The following is a 22,876-nucleotide window of genomic DNA, read 5'->3' on the forward strand; positions in this document are numbered from 1 at the left end:
CAGGTGGGGTCCCGCAGCGGGTGGGGCAGCGAACGCGAGTGAATGGGCGACGGGTGCTCGACGTCGACGTTGGGTAGCTTCGGGACATGGATGACCCCGCCGAGCCGTCCGCGCGTGGGTGGCGAATCGACCTCGACGAGCCGCCGAGGCTTCTGCGCAGCGAAGCGGAAGCGGCTCTCGTGCGCGCGTCGGAGGCGAGTGCGATTCTTCGCAGTCAGCCCTCGGGATCCGGTAGGTGGGAGAGAGTCGTTTCTGATGCGCGCACCGCGGCTTTTCTCGGTGCCAACGAGCATGATCTCGCCGTCGTGATGGGGTTCACGCTCGAGGCTGTTCGGTCGATGCTTCGCGAAGCTTGAACGTCGGCCCGGGGCCGTCCCGTATGGGATCGCCAAGCGGGCGGTTTTCCTCGCCATGGCGGTGCTTGATCGTGGTGGCGGTCCTAGGGTGAGCCATGAGTGATTCGAGGGTCGGTCGACCGTTTCTCCGTGGCGTCGGATGGGTGGCCGGGGTTGCCACTGTTCTCACAGTGTTGACCGGCTGCTCTGGCGCTGGGGTGACTCAGGCGGGGACAAGGGTCACTCCTGCTCAGATCCCTTCTTCCGCTCCGACTCAGGCCGCTGAGCAGCCCTCGTCAACGATCGGCGCCGATGTGCTGATGATCGACGTGCAGCAGCGGACGAATAATGCGCTAGACCTGGCCAACGGCGCTGGAAGCCTCCTCTCGACACTCAGCGCTGAGGAGAAGAAGGCGTACCCGATCTACGCGGTGCGAGCGACGTATGGGGAGCTGTCCTCCTACGCCCCGGGACTCGGCGGCGATGCTCGAATCCCCCTGGACGCGCCGATGTGGGCCCTGAGTGTGCACGCCCCTGTCGTGAACGACGCGCCTTTCGGAGTCGAGGCCAAGAAGTGGGACGTCTATACCGTCGTTTACGACGGGATCACTGGCGACGCGGTGGTCTCATCAACGGGCATCGACCTCGAGGCACTCGGGGCAGCAGGCAACCTGATCACTGCGGACTAGAGCGGACAGGCGAAGGCTGCTGGTCGTCCAGTACGGGGAGGGCCGGCCGGTCACTCTGATGCTTCGACGCTGCACCAGTACTGCAGTTCCGCGCCGTCGCGGTAGAAGTAGTTGAGGCCAGTGAAGCCGTGCCCGCCTCCGAGGTCGTTGCGCAGAGCGTCCGCGTTCGCGTACTGGTACAGCGCTCGCAGCAGCCGGTTCCCACGCAGGTCGGAGACGTTGACGCTGACGAAGTGACCTTCCGGAGCATCCCCGGAGTACTCGACTTTTAGTTGCAGGTTGGGGTAACTCAGCGAAGGGCCTTCGAGTAAGTACATGCCGTCGCACCGCTCGATCACGATCCGATCAGCGAAGGCGTCGTCGTTGCTGCCGGCGCGAGGACGGTAGGACGTGAAGCAGGTGATCGATGCGGGCAGGTCAAGCGTTGAGGCGGGATTGATGATGCCTGCCTGTCGATGGTGTCGAACCGGAGCGTCCACGACTGGAGCCTACGCACCATCGGCAAGTTGCAGCGTCCCGTATGGGGAGCGATCCGCGGGACGCTTTCAGCGGACCGCTCGGAGGGGCTACTGCTCGTCCTTCCGGGCTGCTCGGCCGACGAAGTGCACGGACCGTCGAGCGTCGACGAGTTCGCGCTTCTCGAAGTGGCGAACGACGAAGGCTCCTGCGACGAACGAGTAGCCGATGCCCTCCGCGATCCGGGTGACGACCGGGATGGTGCTGAGGATCTGTTCGAAGGTGGGTGATCCGTTGGCTTGGTAGGGGGCGATCCAGAACGGCACGATCGTGCCGAAGATGACGCCCAGGAGAATCCCGGCGACACCGATCCAGAACATGGAAGTGGACGAAAGTGCTCTGAGCATGGGATCCCCGGAATGTTCGGTGGGCGAGTCGAGAGGCGCCGCTGTCGGACGGGTCGTCCTCGCGAACGGCTGATCGGTCTGGTTACAAGCGCAGGTTGAGCGCAGCGAGGATGGTGACGAGGCCGGCTGCGACGACGACAACCGTCAGTGCAACGCGTCCCGCCGTACGGCGGAGAAGGCCGGTCATAGTGGCGGCGTCCGCCACGCGAGTCGCGATCACGAGGTCAGGAACGCCGGCCGGCGGTTGCGGCGGCGTCGTGGAGTCGTCTTCGCTTGCGGGGACGCTCACGGTCTGCTGAGCCGGCTCGATCCGATCGGGCAGCTTCTTGAAGCGGCCATCATTCGGTTCACCCACAGCTACCTCCCCAGCGGTCGCGGCATTGCGACCCTCCTTTGTGACTGTAGCTGTGCGACTCCGTTGCGTCAGCGTGAGCGCGTAGTGGCCTGGAGCTGGAGACTGCTGCGGCGCACGTCTCCTCTCCACTTCTCGAGAGTCCATCAATCGGGTCCAGTAGCGGAACCTGCTGCTTCCCGAGCGCGCTGCTCGCTGCCATAGATTCCAACGACGTCGGGGGCGTCTGCCCAGAGAGCGGTCCTGAGGAGGAGGTAGTGCTCACCGTCACTGCTGTTCTTCACGCCTCGGATCCTCGCCGGCTCCGACGTCGTTCGGTCACCGTGGCGCGAGGTGTCAGAGTGCTGGCGCGCGTCACGTATGGGGATGGTCCAGCGCGTCAGATCCGACGTTCACATAGAGACGGGGCCCTGGGTACTCATCGTCTCATTTACTCATTTGAGTTCCGACCAGCATCGGTCCGTAAGGGAGCGATCAGCGGGGTCGAACCTCAGGCCCGCGGTCGTCGGTGACGCCTGTAGCTGAGAACAATGATCGCAACCAGTGACGCGACCGTGCCGGCCAGTCCGACGATCCACATCGCGTTAAGGAGGAGCAGTGCCAATTTGTTGCCGGAGAAGCTGTAGACGTTCGCGATCACGAGCGCCGCTGTTGCGATGATCACCGCAACTACTAGTACGTGGATCCACGTTCGATACGTCATCAGGCTCACGATATTCGTTGTCGACGGTGGATCTCGCTCTCCGTGCTTGGTCGAAGCCCGGGCCGTACTCGGGAACGTCGCCCGGGCCATCTCGCGATCGGACCTCAACCAGCGCGACGACGCGAGCTGAGGACCAGGGCGATGGCGGCCGCCGCGCTGACAACGCAGATTCCGAGACCGAGCAGCATGGTGTTCCATGCGGCGCCCAGCTCAGGTGTTCGGACCGTGTTCTCCGTGGGCAGCGAATCCACCAGGACGGCGGATTGAATAGCGCCCTGCGCCAGCACGACGAGGCCAGAGAGAATCGCGGCGCCCAAGATGACCAGAGTGGTGACGAAGATGGCCTTCGAGCTCGAAGATGCACCGCTTCGCGGGCGACAACGAGAGGACATTCCTCGAGTGTGATGCGTTCGCCACAGCAGGCGCATCATCCAGCTGAGGGAGTCGTCGGCGCGCAGCCGACCTGTCCCGTATCGCGATGGGTTACCGGTCGGGCAGGTGATCATCCGGATTGATGTCCGCTCGCTGTAGAGGTCCGTCGTAGACGCTGCCGGTGCTCCACATGGCGATGACGGCCCACCCGAGGTCGGCGTGTGCGATCGTGCCCTCCGGGATGGTGCGCGAGAAGAGGGCGTAGTCGATCCCGTCGACAGGGAGTATCGAGACGGTCCATCCGTCTCGGTCTTGGGCGAGAGCGAGCGAACGAGCTTCGACTTCCTCGATCACGGCGACCCCATCGCGCTTTCGGGAGTGTGTGGGGAGCGTGCCGAGGAGGAGACAGCCGGCGGCGAGGGAGGCGATCGTCACAGGGTCGGTCACCATCCCGTGTACGTGACCGCGGGGTCCGACGCGAGTCCCGGGGCGCACCATGGTGCGAACCGAGCAGTGCGCGACGTCCGATCCGCGATCGATCGCGATCGTCGTGTCTTCATCGGTGCCGGCGCCATGAGTCGTGGTCCACAGCTCGCGGCCTGACAGGGGGATGAGCGTCTGCATGTGCTCATCCAAGCCTGTGTCCGTGGTCGTGCCAAGGAGTCGTCGCTCATTCACGCTGCCTTACTCCGGGTGATGTCCGTTAGGGGGTCGTTATCCGGACACTCGCGCAGCGCCGGCCGACGTCGCGACGTCGACCAGGTGCAGAGCGCGACGTCGACGGCCAAGCGTCGATCGACATCCGCGCAATCGCGCGGCGCGGCCCGCTCGTTCAGAGGAGTGCGGACACTGAAAATCTGCTATTCCTCGCGGTCGCCTACACAACTCTTCGCGCCACCGCGGCCATCGTGCAGACGACCGTGGGCATTCAGATATTCAAGGTCCCTTGCACAAGCGACGCGAGCGCCGCTGAACCGTTCCGTATGGGGATGGTCGAGCGGGCGTCGGCGGGTTCCAGCACGGCGAAGGCCCGCCCCTGGAGTTCCTGGGGCGGGCCTTCGTGGTCGCGTCGGTGTGCCGCGCGGGTGTCAGACGCCGCGGCTGGCCCAGACGGCGACGCCGAGTCCGTCGTACTCGACGAGGTTGCCGTCGTTCTGCATGACGAGGCGGTAGGGCTCGCCGGTCTCACTCGGCTTCGGCATGTTGGACCAGTAGCCCTGGCCCTCGCCGGAGCCGGGGGCGTAGACGACGAGGTAGCCGATGTCCAGGCCGACGATGCTGCCGGGGATCGAGGTGCCGGTGGACCAGTCGGCGCCGCGGGCGCCGTAGACGACGAAGTTGCCGTCGCGCTGCATCACGGCCCGCCAGGCGCCGTTCGCCGAGGTCAGCTGCTCGTTGCTCAGCAGGAGGTAGTTGTTCTGCAGTGTGTCGCGGCGGAGCTGTCCGGTGCTGCTCCAGATCGCGCCACGATCGCCGGCCTGGACGGTGAGGTTCCCGTTACCGCCGAGGAACAGCGTGGCGCCCGGGTTGCCCGCGGTTCCGGAGGACCACTTCACCGAGCCGTCGGCGCCGTAGATCACGGCGTTGCCGTCGGTCTGCATCACGAGGCGGTTGCCGGCGCCGCTGGTGCCGGTGAACCACAGCGGGGTGCTGCCCGTGTAGACGACGAAGTTGCCGTCGGCCTGCATGATCGCGCGGCTCGGCCCGGCGGTCAGCTGCTGGCCGGCGGCGAGGGTCTGCCCGGACTCGAGCGTGAGGACGTCGGGGGCGGCGATGCGGCCATTGATGCTGCTCGCCCAGGCGGGGGTGCCGGTGGCGCGGTAGACGACGAGGTTGTCGTCGTCCTGGACCCGGAGGGTGGAGCCGGGGTCGTTCGTGCCGGTGAACCAGACGGGACGGCCGGTGGCGTCGTAGATGACGACGTTGCCGTCGGCCTGCATGATCAGGCGTTCCCCGAGGCCCTGGGTGCCGGAGCTCCAGGTCGCGACGCCACCGCCGTAGACGACGGCGTTGCCGTCGGTCTGCAGGACGAAGCGGACGACGCCGTTCGGGGAGACGATCGACTGCCCCTTGGCGAGCTGCTGCCCGCTGCCGAGGACCGATCCGTCGGCGGCGGTGACGGCTGCGGCGGCGATCGACAGCGGCGCGGTCGCGGCGAAGGCCGGAGCCGCGCCGGCGAAGAGGCTCCCGGTCAGCGCCAGCGCTGCGAGTCCGGAGACGAGGGGACGGGAGAGGGAAGGCGTCATCGCTGTGCTCTTTCGGATGGTGGCGGATGGTGAGACACGGCTGATCGAGTGTCGGTTCCTCGCCGGTCTCGGTCCTGAGAAGAAGGACGAAGAAGCGTGGTTCAAGGGCCCGCAGCGCATCTGGCTGATGTCTACCAGCGCCGAGCTATGTTGCGCATCCGTCGTGCGGCTACCGCCGATCTCGGTTACATCACGCTCGTGAAGGAGTGCCCCTCGAACCACGTCTTGAAGTCAGCGAAGACAAGATGTGCGAACTGTTTCAAGCAGCCGCTGCCGCGATCCCACCGATCGAGACCGACACCATCCACCTAGCGGTACCCGTCGTCACAGAACCAAATTCCAACTGTTCACGACACCTAGAATGAATGACACGTTACGTGACTACTTCACCCGGCGCGCCATCCTGCCAGCTCGATGTCACGTATTCGGCCGTATAAGTGACAGGGGTCCGTGATGCTCGTCGGGTACATGCGCGTCTCGAAGACCGATGGAACGCAGACGACAAATCCGCAGCGCGATGCGCTGCTCGCGGCCGGCGTCGATGACGCGCGGCTGTACTTCGACCTCGCGTCCGGCCGCAAGGATGATCGGCCGGGTCTGCTGTCGTGCCTGAAGGCATTGCGCGAGGGCGACACGCTCGTGGTGTGGAAGCTCGACCGGCTCGGACGCGACCTTCACCACCTCGTGAACACGGTCCATGACCTCACCGCGCGCGGTATCGGGCTGAAAGTGCTCACGGGTCAGGGGGCGGCGATCGACACGACCACCGCGGCCGGCAAGCTCGTCTTCGGGATCTTCGCGGCCCTCGCCGAGTTCGAGCGCGAGCTCATCTCCGAACGAACGATGGCGAGCCTCGCGTCCGCTCGAGCACGCGGTCGGGTCGGCGGGCGCCCGTTCACGATGACGCCCGCCAAGGTGCGGCTCGCCATGGCTTCGATGGGCAAGCCGGAAACGAACATCGGCGCCCTCTGCAAAGAACTCGGTATCTTCCGCCAGACGCTCTACCGCCACGTCTCGCCCACCGGTGAGGTGCGACCAGACGGCCTCCGCGTCCTCGGGCGCAAGAGCACCTAGCCGCAGCTGGCCGACGTCGGCGTACGCTCCGAAGGACGGCTCCGATAGTTGTGCAGACGACCTTGAAGATCTGTGCAGAGGACCTCGAGAACTGACAGCGTCGCGCGCGAGCGCGGGCGGCAGTGTCCCGTTAGACCCGCCCGATGAAATGCCCGGTGACGGGGCGGCTATCGGGACACTGGAGTGGTGGATCAGAAGGCGATGCTGCGCACCCGAGCCGAGGCGCTCGACGACCTCGAGCAGCAGCTGCGTTCCGAGGTCGACGTCGCGGGGGAGCGGATCGTGCGGACGGAGAACGGCTTTCGGCTGCGGGAGACGGAGACCTTCACGGTCGAGGTGTGGAAGATGCTGTTCAACTGGCGCCTCGTGGTGATGCCGCCGCGCCAGCAGGTCGAGACGACTCACGGGTACTGCTACTTCGGCACCGGCCTGGAGAGCTTGGCTCGCGCGGTCGCCGCCGGCCTCCAATGGGAAGATCCGATGCACACAGCTCCGGAGGGGTTCGACAAGCAGGCGTTCTGACGCCGGTCTAGATCTCGGTCACGGCGAGTTCGTCGGGCTGGGGGAGTGCCAGCGCTCGGTAGAGGGTCGTGCGGTCGACGCCGGGCTTGCGAGCCACCGCTGCCTTCGGGACGCCGGCGGCGATGTCCGCTCGAGCTGCAGTGACCTGTTCGGCGTCGAGTCGGCGTTGCCGGCCCGTGTACTTCCCCGCGGCCTTCGCGATGCGAATGCCCTCGGCTTGCCGCTCCCGGATGAGGGAGCGCTCGAACTCGGCGAATGCGCCGAGCAGGTGCAGCATCAGCTGACCGAGCGCATCGTCGCCGCCGGGTCCGTAGGTCTGCTGTTCCTTGATGAACTCGACGGAGGCGCCCTTCGCGACGATCTCGTCGACGACGTCGCGAAGATCTCGCAACGAGCGCGCGAGGCGATCCATCGACGCGACTCGGACGAGGTCGCCGTCTCGGACGTAGCGGATGCAGTCGGCGAGAGCGGGCCGGTCGGTGCGGGTAGCGCCCGAGACCTTCTCTTCGAAGATCCGGTCAACGGCGCCGATCGCCTCGATCTGTCGATCAAGGTTCTGGTCAGTAGTGCTGACTCGGACGTAGCCGACAGTTTGCGTTCGTTGCGTCACTTCTAGACCCTGACACAGATGTGTAGTGAAAGGGGGAGAAGTGACCCTACCTCTACGCGCGTCGTCGGGTCTCACTGGTGTTGCGTTGGGGTGTACCCAGCCGGATGATGTCTGGGGTCGAGGAGTCCGGGAGCGGTCGTGCGTCTCGCCGTGGGTAACGCCTTCGATCGGTGTGCCGCGCTGACTGCTGCCGGCCCGTGGTGCTGACGGTGGCGGGTCGGCCCGGCGGGGTGTGGTGGTGGTTGCACGTGGTGGCTGTTCTGCCCACCCCCTCCCGAAAAATTGTGGGCACGGGGGAGGGTGGGGTGATGCGAACGATCCATTACGCGAGTGCCACGTTCAGGGTCGGTGATGCTCTCGCCGATGCGTTGTTCGAGTACGCGCAGGAATTGGTGCGGTGGGGGAGATCTGACAGCGTCGTCCTGGTCGCAGACGGTGAGAGCGGGCAGCGAACAAGAGTCGGTTTGATTCTCGGGCCGGCTAGCGTTCTCGCGATTACCGATGCCGAGGGGCCCGCGGAGGGCCTGCACGACGGCACTCTCGTCGCCAGTCTTGAGGACCGTCGACGGTCGCTCACCAGCACGCCGGAGATTCTGCAGGGTTTAGACCTGTTCGATGATCTGCTGTGGCTTGACATCCCTGACGATCCGACTTTCTCGTTGTGATGTCAGCAGTTGGGGTGGCGGCGTGGCCGGTTAGAGGGTGATGAGTCCTTCGACGACGGCGCGGGCAATGTCGCTGATGCGCGCCTGCCGTGAGCGAGCGCGTTGACGCAAGATCTCCCATGCCTGTTCCATGTTGATGCCGCGGGTGTGCGCGATGACGCCCTTGGCCTGTTCGATGATGATGCGCGACGTCAGCGCGTGTTGAAGCTGATCGCGTGTGAGGGACGCTTCTCGGACGGCGCGTTCTTGGACGAGACCGATTGTGGCGACGTCGGCGATGGTTTGGACCGCGGGAACATCCGCGGGAGCGAGTTCGCCGGGCTTGTCGCTGAAGAGGTTGAGCGACCCGATCGTCGATTGCCGCAGTCGCAGGGGGACGGCGTGGACTGAGTTGTAGCCGGATCCGGCGGCGGCTTCAGCGAATTTCGGCCACCGCCGGCTGATCTCGGCGAGGGATCCCGCGGTGACGACGGTCCCGGACTGGTAGGCGTCGATGCAGGGACCGTCTCCGGCGGAGAGTTGCAGGACCTCGATGAGGTGCAACCGTTCGTTGGTGGAGGCCATGACGACGAGTTCGCCGTGCTCGTCGGCGAGGACGAGGCCCACGTCCACGGCGTCGAAGATCGTCGCGCACCGGTCGACGAGGTCGTGGAGGAAGTCGACGACGTCGAAATCATCGACGAGGGTGTCGGCGACGACGCGGAGCGTTTCCAGGAGCATCTGCTCACGGGAGGAGGCAGCCATACGGTGATCCTACTTTCGGGTCAGTCAAAGTCGAGGTCAGGGGTGAAATCGAGAGTCCGCGCGATGATCCGCGCGGCCACGTCCCGGACGGTCAGGCCGGCGGAGAAGGCGTAGGCGCGGATCAGCAGAAGCGCATCAGCTGCGGAGGTTTTGGTCTGAGCGAGGACCATGCCGGTCGCCTGATGCACTTCTCGGCGTGAGAGGACCGGATCGCGGGGGAACTCGCCTCGGTCCGCTTCCTCGAGTGCTCGCGCGACGATCGTCTTCGCCAACACGGATGCGAGCCCGGTCGCTAGACGCAGCCCGTCCACGTCCAGGTGCAACTGTTGGCTGCCGAACAGGGAGACGGCGCCGATGCTTGACGTGCCGACCAGCAGCGGCAGGGAGACGACCGTTTCCACGGCCTCGGAGGCCGCGACCGGAGTGAACATTGGCCACGTCTCACCGCTCTCCGCGTTTGAGAGGTGCAGGTAGGCCGGGCGGTAGTTGCGGTAGGCGTGCCATGCTGGGCCCTCACCGAGATCGATCTGCGCGTCGTCAAGACGCGCCGCGCGTGTGCTGCTGGCGACGAGCGTCTCGATATCGAACGGGGCACCCAGCAGCGACGCGGCAGCATCCTCGACGGGAAGCAACGTCATGAAGGACGCGAGTAGCGTCGCAAGATCCTCCGGATCCTCACGGTGTACCGCGTCGGTGGGATCGGCGTCGTCGACGCTCATACGGTGGGCCGGCCCGTGAGGGCGAGCCGCGGGATCGCCGATCCCGCCGCCGCCCCCAGCAGCCGCGACCCGTCAGCACATCGACGGGTGAGCGATTTCCGACGACGACGGCCCAGCGGGGACAGCCGCTGGTATCCGGTCAGGCGGTGGATGAGGGTTCCCGGTTGCGTTCGTCGGAAAGAGCCAAGCCGGCGCTGCTATTAGCGGAGGTCATCAGCTGCTCGATCCATTCCCGGTTCAGGGCAGGCACCCGCCCGCCGAAGTACTCGAAATGGATCGGAATCCCGACCCCGATCCACACCGATTGCCGCCCGGATCCACTCGGGCTGCCCGACATCCAGCCGAGGAAGAAGCACTCGTGTCGGCGCAGCTTCACCGCGGTCACCGTCTGCACATGATGGAGGAGACGATCGTCGAGCTCGAAGCTGCGGTCGTTGTAATGCAGAAAGCCCATGCGGAAGCCCCTCGTCGAAGTGGTCGCCGGGTGCAGGGGCGGAAGATGTGTCGAGTCTCGCAGGCTAGCGCTCCCAGCGATAGAGCCATCGCGGTCACCCGCGACGGCACCGGAGAGGAGGCGAAGTTCTGCGGTGGGCGACGCGAGATTCGTGTCTTCTGCGATCGCCTCATCTACGCCTGGGTGAAGGCGGGCATGATCGACACGCTCAGCGCGGCGACCACGGCGGCGCCGGAGAGCAGCCAGGTGAAGACGCTCGATCGGCTGAGCGCACCGAGAGCGAGAAGCCCCGCTGCGAGGGTGTATCCCGCGAGGATCGGTACCGCCAGAGCTTCGATCGGGAAGGAGGCCTCGCGAAGAGCAGCTATGCGCGATAAGACGACGAGCAGGATCGGCGTCAGCACGAACGCCACCGATCCGAGGCAGCCGAAGATCCCACTGTGCAACGCGAACCGGTACCCCGACCCCGGCTCAACGGCCTGATACGACTCTCGTCGGCGGGTCACCTCACGACCGCCGAAACCCGGTGACCGGCAGGGCCGCGACAGGTATCGAGGGAACAGCAGTGGAGAACGCGCATGAAGGGACCAATCGTCGAAGCGGGTTCGCCGACGATTCAGGGGCGCGTAGCCCAAGCGTGACAGACCCGCGCAGGCGAAGGAAGACTTGACCCGAACCCCTTGCTCTTCGCGGTCAAGGGAGCGCGCCGTATTCGCTGATGCTCGTTCTTAGAGTCGCGAAGTTGGTCGATGGGACAGAGTTCGCTGGTGTGACGAACGAACTCGTCCCACCGGTCGGGTTCATCGCTGAACCCGAAGCCATTGTCGCCGCGGTAGGTGCTATCCGCCCGCACCCACACATCCTCAAGGAACACGTGTAACGCTCCGGGTGAGTCGCAAGCCACCCAGTGCTCGACCCGAAGCGCTCGCGGAGCGATCGTCAGACGGCGACCAGGACTCTCACACCCGACGTGGCATCAGGCAGCCCGTTGGGCAGTTTCCAGGAGTAGCGGACGTCGCGGCGCTCCATCCCCGGCTCGGTCGTTTCAGTACCGTCCCGCCCGTTCACCGTCTCGCCCATCTCTTCTCCAGCCCGGTACCCCTCGGTCTCGCCGATCATGCAGACCAACGTTTGGGAGTAGGGGACGAGGGCCTCATGTACGACACTGCTAGGCGCGCCAAGTCAGCGACCTGACATAAGGTCTGCTTTCCAGACAAATCCTCAGGTTCTTGGGGATGAGTGGTGGTGGGCGATGTGCGCTCGTAATAGTGCCGGGGAGTGAAGCGTGGGAGCGGGGCGCTTCCGAGACGGCTCGGCGTTCGCGCTGATCCCCTGCTCCTCGTCAGGCACGCCCGCGCTCGGTTAGACAACCTGGTATGGATGGGTGCTGCGTCCGACGGTGTCGTTGGTAGTGAATTGGGTGTAGCCCAAATTGACTTGCCGCGGCCGGGCGGCCGCCCGATCGGCGCTAGTGCAAGCGGACTACGCTCACGCCATGAAGACGCCTTCAGGGACGCCTCGGCGGTTTCCGCAAGCAATCTACGTACCGTGGGTCAGCGACGAGCTCCGCGTGGCTCGAGTAGCCCGCGTCCAAACTCTTGCTCACCGTCTCGCCCTGCAGACCGGGCACCACATCACCGGTTACGCCGCCACGAAGAGCCACCTACCGGCTGGCTGGGGGCGCCAACCGTTTGTGACTCGACGCACCAACGTTGTTCCTGTCGCTAGCGGTATCAGCATCTACTTCTGGCCTACGATCAGCGACCTGGCAACGTTCCCGCCCCGTCGGGTGGCGCATGCTTTCGTGATCGAGTCCGCCAGCGAGGATCTCAGCGGATGGGCCCGCCACCATCGAGCCGTGCATTTCGACACCAAGCAGCTGCTCGCCCCCACCCTCACCCTCGATGCCCTCGCCCTTTATGACCGCATCGACTGGAACGGCAACAACGGCTGGCGTGACCATGTCGGCAAACGCGACGCTCTCCGCGACCTCGACATGCTTCGTGCTACCGGCGAACTGGACCCCGCCGACCTCGCCGGCTACCTCATCGGCCGCCAGCCAGCCGACGCGATCCGCAGACTTCAAGCACTCCTTATGCCGTCGCTGCACCCCACCCACGAGACAGCTCCATCTCGCTAATGTGCGGGTTGGGGGTGTGATGCTGCGGCGGCCTACGGACTGACCTAAACGTCAGCGATCTGCATCGTCACGTCCGGACCCCGGGCCGGTCAGGCAGCTGGGAAGGTCCGTACCGTTGCCTCGCGCTGAGGGGGCTCGGGGAGAAGGCTGAGACCGCGGCCGCTGTTGGCCTCGTTCATCAGCTGCTGCACCCAGTCGCGGTTGAGGGCCGGAGCGCGGCTGCCGTGGAAGGAGAACTGCACCGGAATTGAGGGGTTCAACCATAACGTCTGCCGCCCGGATCCCAATGCGGGGTTGGCGGGAAGGACGAACGCGAACGACTCGTCACGGCGGAACTTGCTCGTGATCACGACCTGCACGTGAGCGAGTAGCCGGTCCTCGATCTCGTGCTCGGTCGGCGGTGTGCCGTAGAGGAGCTTGCCCATGAGTGGCGTCCTATCGAGTCGAGGGTGGGGGAGTGCTCACGTGCACCCGGGACAGTGGACGTCGCGACATGATGCCCCGGCGCAAGTCACATTGGATGGACCGGGAGCCGATCACCTGACACTGTAAGCGACGCGACCACGTCAAGGGGTGCGCGGCCGAGCGCCGAGGCGTCTACGGTGACGGTGCGGTTGAGAAGTGGGGACTTCGATGACGCCGCGAGCGACAGACCGGTAAGTGGTACCGGTGTCGCGCTGCTCTCGGCCGCAACGCGCGGCGCGGCCGAGAGCAGCACTCACGACCTCAGCTCCCCGACGCTTGTGGGATGAGGGATGGCGTCATGTCCACGAGCGGGCCCGCGAACCGCCGACGGAGAAGCTGTCAGAGGCGGACTGGCCGATCTGCCCCTGACCTATTGCCCGACACCAGCGACGGTGGGTGTCTGTTGGTGCTTCAGTATCGGTGGGGGTGGAAGGAGTGGTCAGTCGGCGTCACCGCCGGAAGCGGTGTCGCTGTCGTCGTCCGCCTCTACCGAGCTTTCCGCGTCGGTTCCGGAGCCATCCGGAAGTGCGGCGGTGACTTCTGGCGTGGTTGCGTCGTCTTCTTCGGGGTTGAAGTGGGATCCGTTGGGGTCGTGGCCGACGGCGATGCCGTCGGGGGTGTTGGGGATGGTGCCGTCGGTGCCGAGGTTGTCGGTGGTGTCGCTCATGGGAGTTCCTTTGGGTGTTAGGGGGTGCCGGTGGTGATGGCGTTAAGGGCTTCGTCGCGAGTGGGGTAGTTGCCGATCCGGAGCTCCTGGGCGTCGTATGCGGTGAAGGTGTCGCCGTCCTGGGCTATCTGTCCCAGGACCAGGTTCCCGGTCTCGGTTGTCACCGCCCAGCTGGTCTCGGTGGTGGCGGTGAGGCTCACCGGTGCTGCGCCGCGAGTTTCCTGGGCAGTGTCGGAGGTGTCGTTGGATTCAGTCATGAGCTGCTTTCGGTGATGAGTGAATTGAGTGCAGTGGGGTGTCGTTCAGCGGTAGACGGCCCACGTCGAGTGGTCGAGAAAGCGCACTTCACCGTCCGCTTCGACGGTCCACCCTTCCGGTGTGGTTCCTAGGTAGCGGCCGTGCAGGATCTCCGGGAAGGACCGGTCCTGCGCTCGGATCCAGCGCACGAACTTCGCCGCATGACCGATCTTGAGTAGCGTCTGTCCCTCCGAAGCGCTCACGAGTTCCGCCTCCCGCGGCGAGTGATCGTCCCGTTCATGCCGCCGGCGGCGGCCCTGGTCGCTGATCTGATGCTGGTTTCGCTGGCGTCGTCTGCGGTGCAGAGCCGGTCATCGCCCATGAGTGTCAAACTCGTCATCGAGTTGCGCGATCGGATCGGAAGAGAGCACGTCGACCACTTCTTGTCCCAGGGCCGCAGTGACCTCTTGATCCTCGACCACCGGTTCTGTGGTGACGGTGACGCGTTCGACGGGGACGACGGTCTTCACGATCGCGATCTGTTCTTCGTGCAGAACCATAACGAGCGGCTCCGTCTCGATCGTGCTCGCGCCAGCGGGGATCAGGCTGCCCTCGGGGAGAGGCTCTCTGGTGATTCGGAGCTCCTCGCGGCGCACGTCGACGGTGACGGTGCGCTGCTCGGTGACGATGACGCGCTCGATGCGCACGCGCTCGGTCGCGAGTCGCTGAGTGGAGACGGTGAGGCGTTCCTCGTGCCGGATGACGGTGACGGCGGGATTGAGCGGTGTCGTGCTCATGCGAGGTGCAGGGTGGTCGGACGAACGGGCATCAGATCTCCGATGTGAAGGGGGGGCGATTGGCGGGGGTGGAGACGCGGCTGGCCCCGCTCCGGAGGGAGCGAGGCCAGCCGTATCGGTGAGGGTGATCAGTTGGAGCGGCGAGTGCTGGTGGTCGACGGTGCGGCCTGCTTGGCCTTGTCGGCGGCTTGCTTGGCCTGGTCCTTCACGGACGGGGCGTTCGCTGCCTCCTGCTGGATCTTCGGCGCCTCGTCGGCAGCCTTGGTGAGGATCGCCTCCCAGCGCTCCTGCATGGGCTTGATCAGGCCGCCGCCGGCGCCGACGATGATGACGCCCGCGATGATCGCGAGGACCGCGATGAGGATCGGCGTGGTGACGGTCGTGGCGACCTCGATCTGGTTCAGGGCCGCGGTGGCGCCGAGGAACAGAATGAAGATCGCGAAGATGTTGCCGAGGATCTTGCCGTAGGAGAGACCGCCGAGGGTGTTCTGGATGAGGCCCTTGGCGCCGGCGGCGATGGCGGCGGCGATCACGATGATGATGATCGCGACGATGATCTTGGGTAGGAAGCCGATGATGCCCTGGAGCAGGTCGCTGACGGGGTTGGGGCCGAAGACCCCGAAGGCGAACTGGAGAACGAAGAGCACGAGCGTGTAGTAGATGATCTTCGAGACGATGTCGGAGGCGTCGAGCTTGGAGTTGGCGAGGGCCTTCTTGATGCCGCCGCGCTCGACGGCGCGGTCGAAGCCGACCTTGGTGAGCAGGCGCGAGAGGCCCTTCTCGATGAGCTTGGCGACGATCAGGCCGACGATGAGGATGAGCAGGAACAGCAGCGCGAGCGGGACGAACGCGATGACCGCGGCCAGTCCGTTCTGCAGAGCGGCGGGGAAGTCCATGGGGTGCCTTTCAGGCGCAGGTCCAAGGGGACGGGTCAGGGAGGTGCGAAGGGTCGTGCGGTAGTGCGGGGTGGCGGTGGCCGCCCGGATCGTGCCAGGCGGCCACCGCTGGTGTTGCTTAGGAGCGGTTGTCGCGGTCGACGATGGTCTCGTCGGTGGTGGTGCGGGTGGTGGTGGGGTCGAGGACCTCGATCTCCTCGTGGGAGACGTCCTCGGTCACCGTCTGCTGCTCGGTGACGGTCTCCGTGCCAAGCGACACGCGCTCGACCGGGACGGTCTCCTTCGCGGTGACGACTCGCTCCTCGGTGAGGACCACTTCGTGCTCCTCCTCGCTGAGCTCGGGGCCGGAGAGGGCGTCGCCGACGTTGGCGTCGGTGATCGGTTCGCGGGTGATGGTGACCTCGTCGTGGCTGACGGGGACGGTCTTGGTGACCTGCTCGGTGACGATGTGCTTGCGCAGGCGAGCCCGGCCGGCCTCGACCTTCTCGGTGCCGACGCGCAGCTGCTCCTCGGAGCGGGTCATCGCGTTGTCGGTCGTGGGGCCCGAGGTGTCGTAGCCCTCAGTACCGGCAGTGTTGCCGGCGCGGTCGCTGCGGTCGACATCCTGGTCGTAGAGGGGCGCCTCGGTGGGGGCGGCGTAGCTGTCACCCTGACCGTAGTACGAGTAGAGGGTGCGCTCCTCGTCGGCGTTCAGCGCGCCGTCGTCGTCGACGCGCGGGGCGTCCTTGACGAAGGACTTCTCGTAGGGCAGGCGCAGGACGCCGCCCTCGTAGGTCGCGTCCTGGAGGGGCGCGAACGACTCGGAGGAGCCGAACAGTCCGGTGCGGATGGTGACCCAGGTGGGGGTCTGGGAGTCGTCGGCGACGTAGATCTGGCCGACGGTGCCGATCTTGGCGTCGTCGCTGCCACGCACGTCGGCGCCGATGATGTCGTTGATGAGGGTGCTGTCAATCATGAGGTGCTCTCTTTCATCCGGCTTGTGGCCGGCTTCGGATGGGTGATCGGTAGGAGAAGTAACGAAGTCAGTAGTGAGGCCGGGGGAGGAGGCCGCGAGCGTCGGTGAGGAAGCGCAGGATGGTGCGCCGCTCATCCGCCTCGAGAGACGCGGCGACTTCTCGGAGTGGCGTGCTCAACGGGTCGATCAGGCGCGGATCGCCATGGTCCACGGCGAGATGAATGGATACCTGGCGCCTGTCGGTGGCGGAGCGTTCGCGCCGGATCAAGCCGGCCTTGGTGAGCCGGTCGAGGACGTGCGTGACGGCGGCCGTGCTGATGCCAAGGTAGCGGGCGAGCCCCGTCGGCGTCGCATGCTGCTCGACCTGTCCGAGCTCCTCGACGTAAACGACGGCCGCCCGTTCCAGCCCGCGAAGTCCGGCGTCTCGGCTTTGTTGCCGGGAGGCGATGGTCTCCGCAATGCGCAGCTCCTCAACTGCTCGCACGAGTTCGTCCACGCTCGTGGGCTGATCTGCATCGTGCATGTTCCGCCCCTTTCGTCGTGAACCGGTCTCAAATTATTGTTAGGTGAAATAGCTATCAAAGGGTTGCGCCATGGGATGGCCAACCACTAATTGGCAGTTGTTGATCTGTGGCGTCTCGCCGACGAAGGCGAGACGCCGCGGCTGCCTAGCGGCGGTTTGAGGCGGCGACCGTCGTGCGGTCGCGGCGGCGGAGGACGCTGCGCACGCCGAGAGTTCCGCCGAAGGCAGCGATGATCGCGCCGAGCAGCAGTCCGACGAAGGCGTACCAAGACGCGGCCTGCGCAGTTTCGGCCGCATCGTCAGCAACCTGCTGAGCGTTGTCGAGGGCCTCGCCAGCCTGATCCTGGGCGTCCTGAACCTGGTCCTCGCTGACCGCGCCTTCGGCGTCATCAGCGACCTGGTTCAGGTCCGTTCCGGATGCGGCCTGCGAGGCGGAGGACACGACGCCGCCGACGATGCCGCCAGCTGCACCGAGGACACCGGCGCCCAAGCCCACGACGAGGGCGAGCGCGACGACGAGGGAGGTGGCCCAGGTGAGGAAGCCGTGGAGAAGTCCGCTGCGCAGCGCGAGCGCGCCCGCCACGAAGCCGCCCGCGATGAGGGCGAGGGCGAGGGCGATGATGCTCCAGATGCCCGCGCCGATGCCGGAGCCGCCGAGGCCAATACCGGCGGTGACGAGGGAGAGCAGGATGGTGACGGCGAGGAAGGTGATGACGCCGGCGATCACCGAGCCCCACGAGATGTTCGAGTCGCGGCCGCCACGGTCGGTGCCGATGAGGGATTCCTTCGCGGTGTCGTTCTCGGTAGTGACGGCGCGAGCTGTGGCGGAGCCGTTCGTGTTGTGGTTGGCCATGATTGCCTCTCATCGGGGACGACGCACGCGATGACGTGACAGCCGCAGAAGTTGCTTACGACGTAAGCTACCGAAAAAAGATTACGCCGTAAGTTCCCGTACGCTAGAGATTCCTCTCATGGTTGCTTTCGCGTAACAGCGCTGGTAGCGCGTTTGAGCGGGTTGAGGTGGAAGGGCGTCGATCATGGTGGAATCGAGCAAAGCGACGAAGGCGCGGTTGACCGGGCCGCGGCTCAGTCGCGAGCTGATCGTGGCGACCGCTCTCGAGCAGATCGATCGTCTTGGCGCGGCGGGGCTGTCGATGAGGACGCTGGCGCAGGAGCTCGGTGTGGAGGCCATGTCGCTGTATCGCTACGTGCATGGCAAGGAGGATCTGCTCGAGGGCGTCATCGCGACGCTGATGTCCGGTCTCACCGCGCAGCTCGCCGAGGCAAAGGGGCAGCACTGGCAGGAGTTTCTGCAGACCGTCGCCCACGAGGTACGCCGAATCGCGACCGATCACCCGCGCGCGTTCCCTCTCGTAGCGACTCGCCATCCCGCTGCGCCCTGGCTCCGGCCGCCGTTGCGCAGCGTCGAAGTTGTCAACACGTTCCTCAGTGCGTTGACCACAGTCGGATTCTCTGATGAGCAGGCTGTCGGCGCTTACCGCGCGTTCAGCAGCTTCCTGCTCGGTCAGCTGCTCCTGCAGTCAGCGGTACACGGAGCCGAGACCGGTCCCGCGGAAGAACCCCTTGATGAAGGTGACGCCGTCATCCCAGAGGGAGACGGCAACGTCTCCCTCGACAGCGCCCCGGAGGTCCGGCGGCTGCGCGCTCTGCTCAGCGAGGACCGCAGCGACGAGGAATTCGAGGTCTCCCTTGAGGCGCTCCTGGACCGCTTCGACCGCGAACTCTCGCAGTAGCTCCTCGTTCGCAGAAAGTAACTGTGTCTGCCCGCCTGCGCACGCCGACTGTCAAACCTTAGGTGTTGGTGGAGCCGTGCCTGCTGCTGAGCTGCGAGGCGTGACGTACTCGCCGCCGGTTGAGGCCCCTGTGAGGCCACTGACGCCGCGGCCGCACACAGAGGACCAAGCGGGGACCAGTTCAAACATCGGCCGCGATTAGAGCGTCGAAGTGAGCTGGTTCCCCGCCTGGCGGGGAGTTGCTCGGTTACTCGTTGCCGACGCGGTCGTCGGCCGCGTTCTGCGCGCCGTCGATCTTCTCATCGAACTTGCCGCCGGTGGCGGAGCCGGCCGCAGCGCCCGCTTTCTCGAGGCCCTTGTCGGTGAGCTCTTCGCCCTTGTCGCTGTTGGCCGCGTTCTTCGCCTTGTCGGCGAGGCCTCCCAGATCAACCATGAGCTGTCCTCTTTCCTTGTGTCGGTACCACCGGACGGCAGTTGCCTCGAGTCTCCACCGCAGGGCTCGTTCGTGAGAGGGGTTGCGGCAGCGCCGGGCTCACCTGGCCGCGTGTTGTCAGGCGGTGGCAGCCATCTGTTCATTGCGGTCGGCTGAGGGGGTAGCGCACGAACGTGGGCAGAGGACGCGCGCCCACGGGATTAGTGTCGCTGCTGCTAGGCGGTCTGTCGTCCGCGAGCGTCAACGTCAGGTCGCCGGGTGGCCTTAGACCGACCGATCACGATCGCATTGTCGATCGCGTAGGAGTGGAGAAACGTAGGTGTTTGGTCGCCGTCGTCATGGTCGGCTGGCAGCAGCATGGGCTGCACATCGTCGGCGTACAAGCTCTGAGTAGCGCCTTTGAGTGCCGACCTCACGGCGGCACCGGTTAGCGTGTCGAGGTCGTTGAAGGCTATGAGGCGGCACCGTTCATGTTTCTTCCTGACTGAGGCTGGATGTGACCTCGGCTAGGAATTTCTGTAGGTGTTGGGTGAGGAAATCGGCGAGGCCGGGGTCGATGGCGCCGGGTTCGCGGAGCGCGGCGAGTAGATCGTGGACGGCGTCGTTTGTTTCGTCTGGAGGTTTTGGGGTCGAGTCGGCGGGCATGGGCTTCCAGGGTGGGTCAGGGGAGCAGGCTGTCGACGGTTTCGGGTTGCCGACTTCACTGCAGGGGGTGTGCCACTGTAGAGCGCGCTCATGGGAACTGGCGACCCCCCCGCTCGCACGCCTTGACCACGAGCGGTAGGCGACTACCACGCAGGCACCAGTGGCGCATCTGTTACATGAGGGACTGCAGGGTGGTTTAGGGTCGCGTCATGTACGAGAAAGCGCCTGTGCGAGCGCTATCGATGCCTAGCTTGCGGGAGACGGCGGCGGAGTTGGTGGGCCCGGTCTACACCTTCGCTCCGCAACCTCGAGTGGAAGCGTTCGCGGCATCTCCCGGTCGCGCATCGGGACGGGTCGTGAAGATGTGTCTGTCGTACTCCTACTTCCGCTTCCCCGAGCGTCAAGAGGATCCTCGCAACTTCGTAATGCTCACGCCTGCGCAGAAGACAGCCATCGCCCGCGCCGAAGAATCTTCCCTGCCGCAGGAGTTGCGTGATCAGATCCGTCGAGCTCGTTTCCCAACTCTTTTCGAGGCCGTCCGGACCTCGCTTCCGATTCCAGCCGAACGTGCTCACCCGCTGGAGTCCCGCCTGGAAGCGCACATCGTCGATGTTCTGCGAGCCATGTTCCCGGGACAGCCTCGACCTGAGCGCTCCCGTGGTCCGCGCTCAGCACCGCTGGTGAACTACGACGTGTACCGCGGTGTCCCGCTCCTCATTGACGGTGAAGTGTGCAGGGCGTACCGCGTCGACATCGCCCCGCACGTCGTCGCCGTCGGCGCCCGCATCGACGACCGATACTTCACCGCCGTAGTCCCAACAGGGCTCTACCCCAATATCACTCTCGCCTTCGCCACCCTCTAAGTAAGAGAGCCTCACCACCCCGTCGGGACGGCTTTCCCGCCCGTCAGGCTGGCCGCGCTGTGAGCTGCGAGCAAAGGCGGGAAACGGGGTGGTCAGGGGTATGCGAGCCGACTCATACCGTCGGCGCACACAGTGTCGCCGCGACGGCACCTGGTGATGACCTCAAGAGGGAGACGGCGAAGCCCGCGATGGCTAGACCAAAGTTGCGTGCCGCCGCGTCGACCCCGCCGGCACCCGCCGGGTCGGGGTGAGGAGTTGGATCGGTGGTTAGCGGTTGGCGCCGGAGAGGGTGCCGATGGTTTGTGTGTTGGGGTCGATGATGAGGCAGGAGACGAGGCGGTCACCGTTGCTCTGCCAGGACTCTTGGGTGGGGGAGAAGTAGGAGTAGTCGAGAGTGGATTCTTCGTAGGTCAGCCCGACGAAGTCGGGGAACGCGGCGAGGCATCCCTCGCTCGCGGCCGTATCGACCTGGTCGGCGCCGGGGAAGGTGTCGCCGGGGATGGGGAACTCAGCGAACACTTCGAAGTCGTGCGGGGCGGCGCAGTCGATGATCTCGACGGTGGAGACCTCGTCGACGCCGGAATCGTTCAGGCAGTCGCCGACCTGGACGGAGAAGACGTCGACGGATTCCGGGTCCTGCGCGGCTGGCGTGGTCTCATCCGCGAAGGGGCTGCTCGTGACGGTCGGCGGCATCACGACCGGACCCGCCTGCTCGGCTTGCTGGGCTGCGGTGACACCGAAAACGACGAGAAGGATGCCTGCGACGATTGCCACAACGATCAGTGCGGAGCCGACCGCGATACCGGCAATGGCGAGCCCGCGTCCCTTCTCCTTCGTGCGTCTGATCTGCGCGAGGGCGACCGCGCCGGCAATGATTCCACCGATCGGGACGAGGAACCCGAGGACGAGGGCCACGATCGCCACGACATTCTTGCGCCCGGCGTAGTCGACCGGCGGCGGCACGACCGAAGCGCCTCCTGACCGGGCAGGCAAGGCGATGCCGGTCGTCGCGTCACTCGACGAAGGGTCCGCGGGGAAGCCCTCGAGTACGCCCTGCTCCGCCAGGCGCGTGCCGAGGCGGTGCACGGCGTCTTGGACAACGTCGTTCGCTTTCGCGGCACCGATCGCTCCGCCCTTCAAGAACCCGCCGAGCGAGGATCGGCGCACCTGAGCGATAGTTCCGGTGGCGGTAGCGGCGAGGTCGATGTCGAAGCGGACGTGCATGTCCTCGCCGGCGAGAGACCCGGCAACGAGTGTGGTTCCCAGGCTTCCCCGCGACACGTCCAGCCCGCCCGCCGACGACACGGCGGCGAACCCTTGTTCACCGAGGGCGGCCGCGATCAGTGCTCGTGCCTGCTCGAGTGGGACGGTGAGCCGCAACTCCGTCGGTGACACCATCGGAAACTCCTCATGCCTCGGTATGAACGCAGGCTAGCAACGCTCCACCGTGGCTAGGGCCGAGCGCCCGGGTTACGCGGTAGTGATGGGTCCACCAGCGGGAGGGGCTATCTCTCGCGTGGAGGCCGTCCTAGCCTGATCGTGCTGCGTTGAGTTGGACCTCGGGTTTGGTTCGGACTCCGCTGCCGCGGCCCTGCCGCTCGCCCCCGGGCGGAGAGGGATCGCCGGTAGCCTCTGGTGGGCCTTTTCCGTTTCGCGGCCCGCCGGGGGCTACTCGCGGAACCGCCGGCCGTCGCCTCGCCGGAACATCGATTCGGGTGGATAGCGATCTCGTGCGTGTGACCTGACTCGACGAGGGTCGCCGGCATTGTGAGGGCCACACTGGCATGTCCGGATGCGGTGCGCAGAGGCGCTACGGCCCTTCAGATCGGGCGGACGGACTTCCGAGTCGCTGTGCGCGAACTCGATGCGCTGTATGGGTTGACCGGTTCGTGCGCTGGTGCGTGACTGGAGCGTGGTGTCGCGGGCGGTGGTGGATGGGGTGGTCGAGCTTGCTGTCGCGGCGACTGAGGGGTCGCTGCTGCAGGATGTGGAGTCGCTCTCGGAAGGGCTTCAGGCCTCAGGGTTTGTTCGCGGGTTGCAGGGCGGCCGGTGGCGGTGGGCGTCTGATGCTGCGTGGGAAGTCTGGTCGGTAGGTGCCGATCCCGCGCTATCGCTCTTTTTCTTCGGGCGTGCGGAGGACGTGTATCCAGCGG

The 22,876-nt window shown here is 65.8% G+C and carries 33 protein-coding genes; 8 read left to right on the plus strand and 25 right to left on the minus strand.

Translation table 11 applies throughout. The annotated features are described in order from the left end of the window. The first annotated feature begins 86 nt into the window (after positions 1–86). Complete coding sequence (locus tag MT353_RS15980; RefSeq protein ID WP_243625241.1) at positions 87–356, plus strand: hypothetical protein; 270 nt, start codon at positions 87–89, stop codon at positions 354–356. Between the two features lie 299 nt (positions 357–655). Continuing rightward, entirely contained in the window at positions 656–1,024 is a 369-nt protein-coding gene (locus MT353_RS15985; protein ID WP_243625242.1) for a hypothetical protein, read from the plus strand. A 50-nt stretch (positions 1,025–1,074) separates the two neighbouring features. On the opposite strand, the gene MT353_RS15990 is transcribed toward MT353_RS15985, so the two are convergent. From MT353_RS15990 to MT353_RS16020, 7 genes are all read right to left on the minus strand, one after another. Continuing rightward, complete coding sequence (locus tag MT353_RS15990) at positions 1,075–1,503, minus strand: hypothetical protein (protein WP_243625243.1); 429 nt, start codon at positions 1,501–1,503, stop codon at positions 1,075–1,077. Between the two features lie 87 nt (positions 1,504–1,590). Beyond that, positions 1,591–1,860, minus strand: coding sequence for a hypothetical protein (locus MT353_RS15995; protein WP_243625244.1), 270 nt, complete (start codon positions 1,858–1,860; stop codon positions 1,591–1,593). A 109-nt stretch (positions 1,861–1,969) separates the two neighbouring features. Beyond that, positions 1,970–2,242, minus strand: coding sequence for a hypothetical protein (locus tag MT353_RS16000; RefSeq protein ID WP_243625245.1), 273 nt, complete (start codon positions 2,240–2,242; stop codon positions 1,970–1,972). 487 nt (positions 2,243–2,729) lie between these two features. Continuing rightward, entirely contained in the window at positions 2,730–2,942 is a 213-nt protein-coding gene (locus MT353_RS16005) for a hypothetical protein (RefSeq protein ID WP_243625246.1), read from the minus strand. 104 nt (positions 2,943–3,046) lie between these two features. Further along, positions 3,047–3,373, minus strand: a complete 327-nt coding sequence (locus tag MT353_RS16010; protein WP_243625247.1) for a hypothetical protein — start codon at positions 3,371–3,373, stop codon at positions 3,047–3,049. 52 nt (positions 3,374–3,425) lie between these two features. Next, complete coding sequence (locus MT353_RS16015; RefSeq protein WP_243625248.1) at positions 3,426–3,938, minus strand: hypothetical protein; 513 nt, start codon at positions 3,936–3,938, stop codon at positions 3,426–3,428. Positions 3,939–4,402: 464 nt separating this feature from the next. Beyond that, complete coding sequence (locus MT353_RS16020) at positions 4,403–5,560, minus strand: hypothetical protein (protein ID WP_243625249.1); 1,158 nt, start codon at positions 5,558–5,560, stop codon at positions 4,403–4,405. 453 nt (positions 5,561–6,013) lie between these two features. On the opposite strand from MT353_RS16020, the gene MT353_RS16025 reads away from it, so the two are divergent. Then, on the plus strand, positions 6,014–6,634 hold the full coding sequence (locus MT353_RS16025) for a recombinase family protein (protein WP_243625250.1): 621 nt from the start codon (positions 6,014–6,016) through the stop codon (positions 6,632–6,634). A gap of 186 nt (positions 6,635–6,820) precedes the next feature. Then, on the plus strand, positions 6,821–7,156 hold the full coding sequence (locus MT353_RS16030; protein WP_243625251.1) for a hypothetical protein: 336 nt from the start codon (positions 6,821–6,823) through the stop codon (positions 7,154–7,156). A 7-nt stretch (positions 7,157–7,163) separates the two neighbouring features. On the opposite strand, the gene MT353_RS16035 is transcribed toward MT353_RS16030, so the two are convergent. After that, complete coding sequence (locus MT353_RS16035; protein ID WP_374204716.1) at positions 7,164–7,841, minus strand: recombinase family protein; 678 nt, start codon at positions 7,839–7,841, stop codon at positions 7,164–7,166. A 230-nt stretch (positions 7,842–8,071) separates the two neighbouring features. On the opposite strand from MT353_RS16035, the gene MT353_RS16040 reads away from it, so the two are divergent. Further along, entirely contained in the window at positions 8,072–8,431 is a 360-nt protein-coding gene (locus MT353_RS16040) for a hypothetical protein (RefSeq protein WP_243625252.1), read from the plus strand. A gap of 30 nt (positions 8,432–8,461) precedes the next feature. Here MT353_RS16040 and MT353_RS16045 read toward each other — a convergent pair whose 3' ends face one another. The 5 genes from MT353_RS16045 to MT353_RS16065 form a co-directional block, all read right to left on the minus strand. Further along, complete coding sequence (locus MT353_RS16045) at positions 8,462–9,175, minus strand: GAF and ANTAR domain-containing protein (protein ID WP_243625253.1); 714 nt, start codon at positions 9,173–9,175, stop codon at positions 8,462–8,464. Positions 9,176–9,195: 20 nt separating this feature from the next. Continuing rightward, on the minus strand, positions 9,196–9,894 hold the full coding sequence (locus tag MT353_RS16050) for a GAF and ANTAR domain-containing protein (protein WP_243625254.1): 699 nt from the start codon (positions 9,892–9,894) through the stop codon (positions 9,196–9,198). 139 nt (positions 9,895–10,033) lie between these two features. Beyond that, positions 10,034–10,348, minus strand: a complete 315-nt coding sequence (locus MT353_RS16055) for a hypothetical protein (RefSeq protein ID WP_243625255.1) — start codon at positions 10,346–10,348, stop codon at positions 10,034–10,036. Positions 10,349–10,521: 173 nt separating this feature from the next. After that, the gene (locus MT353_RS16060) at positions 10,522–10,761 is read right to left on the minus strand and encodes a hypothetical protein (RefSeq protein ID WP_243625256.1); all 240 of its coding nucleotides are present in this window, start codon (positions 10,759–10,761) and stop codon (positions 10,522–10,524) included. A 526-nt stretch (positions 10,762–11,287) separates the two neighbouring features. Then, entirely contained in the window at positions 11,288–11,467 is a 180-nt protein-coding gene (locus MT353_RS16065; RefSeq protein ID WP_243625257.1) for a hypothetical protein, read from the minus strand. A gap of 685 nt (positions 11,468–12,152) precedes the next feature. On the opposite strand from MT353_RS16065, the gene MT353_RS16070 reads away from it, so the two are divergent. Further along, positions 12,153–12,488, plus strand: a complete 336-nt coding sequence (locus MT353_RS16070) for a hypothetical protein (RefSeq protein ID WP_243625258.1) — start codon at positions 12,153–12,155, stop codon at positions 12,486–12,488. An 89-nt stretch (positions 12,489–12,577) separates the two neighbouring features. Here MT353_RS16070 and MT353_RS16075 read toward each other — a convergent pair whose 3' ends face one another. The 9 genes from MT353_RS16075 to MT353_RS16115 all read right to left on the minus strand — a co-directional run bounded on the left by MT353_RS16075 (position 12,578) and on the right by MT353_RS16115 (position 17,881). Continuing rightward, positions 12,578–12,913, minus strand: a complete 336-nt coding sequence (locus MT353_RS16075; RefSeq protein WP_243625259.1) for an ATP-dependent DNA ligase — start codon at positions 12,911–12,913, stop codon at positions 12,578–12,580. Between the two features lie 479 nt (positions 12,914–13,392). Continuing rightward, complete coding sequence (locus tag MT353_RS16080; protein WP_243625260.1) at positions 13,393–13,620, minus strand: hypothetical protein; 228 nt, start codon at positions 13,618–13,620, stop codon at positions 13,393–13,395. A gap of 17 nt (positions 13,621–13,637) precedes the next feature. Beyond that, the gene (locus MT353_RS16085) at positions 13,638–13,877 is read right to left on the minus strand and encodes a hypothetical protein (RefSeq protein WP_243625261.1); all 240 of its coding nucleotides are present in this window, start codon (positions 13,875–13,877) and stop codon (positions 13,638–13,640) included. A gap of 45 nt (positions 13,878–13,922) precedes the next feature. Then, positions 13,923–14,120, minus strand: coding sequence for a hypothetical protein (locus tag MT353_RS16090; RefSeq protein ID WP_243625262.1), 198 nt, complete (start codon positions 14,118–14,120; stop codon positions 13,923–13,925). Between the two features lie 108 nt (positions 14,121–14,228). Then, entirely contained in the window at positions 14,229–14,654 is a 426-nt protein-coding gene (locus tag MT353_RS16095; protein WP_243625263.1) for a YsnF/AvaK domain-containing protein, read from the minus strand. Positions 14,655–14,782: 128 nt separating this feature from the next. Continuing rightward, positions 14,783–15,550: a hypothetical protein gene (locus tag MT353_RS16100; protein ID WP_243625264.1), complete on the minus strand. Its 768-nt coding sequence runs from the start codon at positions 15,548–15,550 to the stop codon at positions 14,783–14,785. Between the two features lie 118 nt (positions 15,551–15,668). Next, the gene (locus tag MT353_RS16105) at positions 15,669–16,505 is read right to left on the minus strand and encodes a DUF2382 domain-containing protein (RefSeq protein ID WP_243625265.1); all 837 of its coding nucleotides are present in this window, start codon (positions 16,503–16,505) and stop codon (positions 15,669–15,671) included. 67 nt (positions 16,506–16,572) lie between these two features. After that, positions 16,573–17,028 (minus strand): MarR family transcriptional regulator, encoded by a 456-nt coding sequence (locus tag MT353_RS16110; RefSeq protein ID WP_243625266.1) that lies wholly within the window; start codon positions 17,026–17,028, stop codon positions 16,573–16,575. A gap of 145 nt (positions 17,029–17,173) precedes the next feature. Continuing rightward, positions 17,174–17,881 carry a hypothetical protein gene (locus MT353_RS16115; protein WP_243625267.1) on the minus strand — a complete coding sequence of 236 codons (708 nt, stop codon included), beginning with the start codon at positions 17,879–17,881 and terminating at the stop codon, positions 17,174–17,176. A gap of 184 nt (positions 17,882–18,065) precedes the next feature. Between MT353_RS16115 and MT353_RS16120 the strand changes: the two genes are divergently transcribed. Beyond that, positions 18,066–18,782 (plus strand): TetR/AcrR family transcriptional regulator C-terminal domain-containing protein, encoded by a 717-nt coding sequence (locus MT353_RS16120; protein ID WP_243625268.1) that lies wholly within the window; start codon positions 18,066–18,068, stop codon positions 18,780–18,782. A gap of 247 nt (positions 18,783–19,029) precedes the next feature. Here the strand turns inward: MT353_RS16120 and MT353_RS16125 are convergent, their stop codons facing one another. Further along, a complete protein-coding gene (locus MT353_RS16125) occupies positions 19,030–19,215 on the minus strand; it encodes an Rv0909 family putative TA system antitoxin (protein ID WP_243625269.1) in 186 nt (61 codons plus the stop codon). A 468-nt stretch (positions 19,216–19,683) separates the two neighbouring features. Further along, entirely contained in the window at positions 19,684–19,860 is a 177-nt protein-coding gene (locus MT353_RS16130; RefSeq protein WP_243625270.1) for a hypothetical protein, read from the minus strand. A gap of 209 nt (positions 19,861–20,069) precedes the next feature. Here MT353_RS16130 and MT353_RS16135 point away from each other — a divergent pair, with 209 nt between their 5' ends. Further along, positions 20,070–20,723, plus strand: coding sequence for a hypothetical protein (locus MT353_RS16135; RefSeq protein WP_243625271.1), 654 nt, complete (start codon positions 20,070–20,072; stop codon positions 20,721–20,723). Between the two features lie 267 nt (positions 20,724–20,990). Here MT353_RS16135 and MT353_RS16140 read toward each other — a convergent pair whose 3' ends face one another. Beyond that, positions 20,991–22,121: a DUF4190 domain-containing protein gene (locus MT353_RS16140; protein ID WP_243625272.1), complete on the minus strand. Its 1,131-nt coding sequence runs from the start codon at positions 22,119–22,121 to the stop codon at positions 20,991–20,993. Positions 22,122–22,876: the final 755 nt, after the last annotated feature.

The organism is Rathayibacter sp. VKM Ac-2927, assembly GCF_022815525.1.
GTDB lineage: Bacteria > Actinomycetota > Actinomycetes > Actinomycetales > Microbacteriaceae > Rathayibacter > Rathayibacter festucae.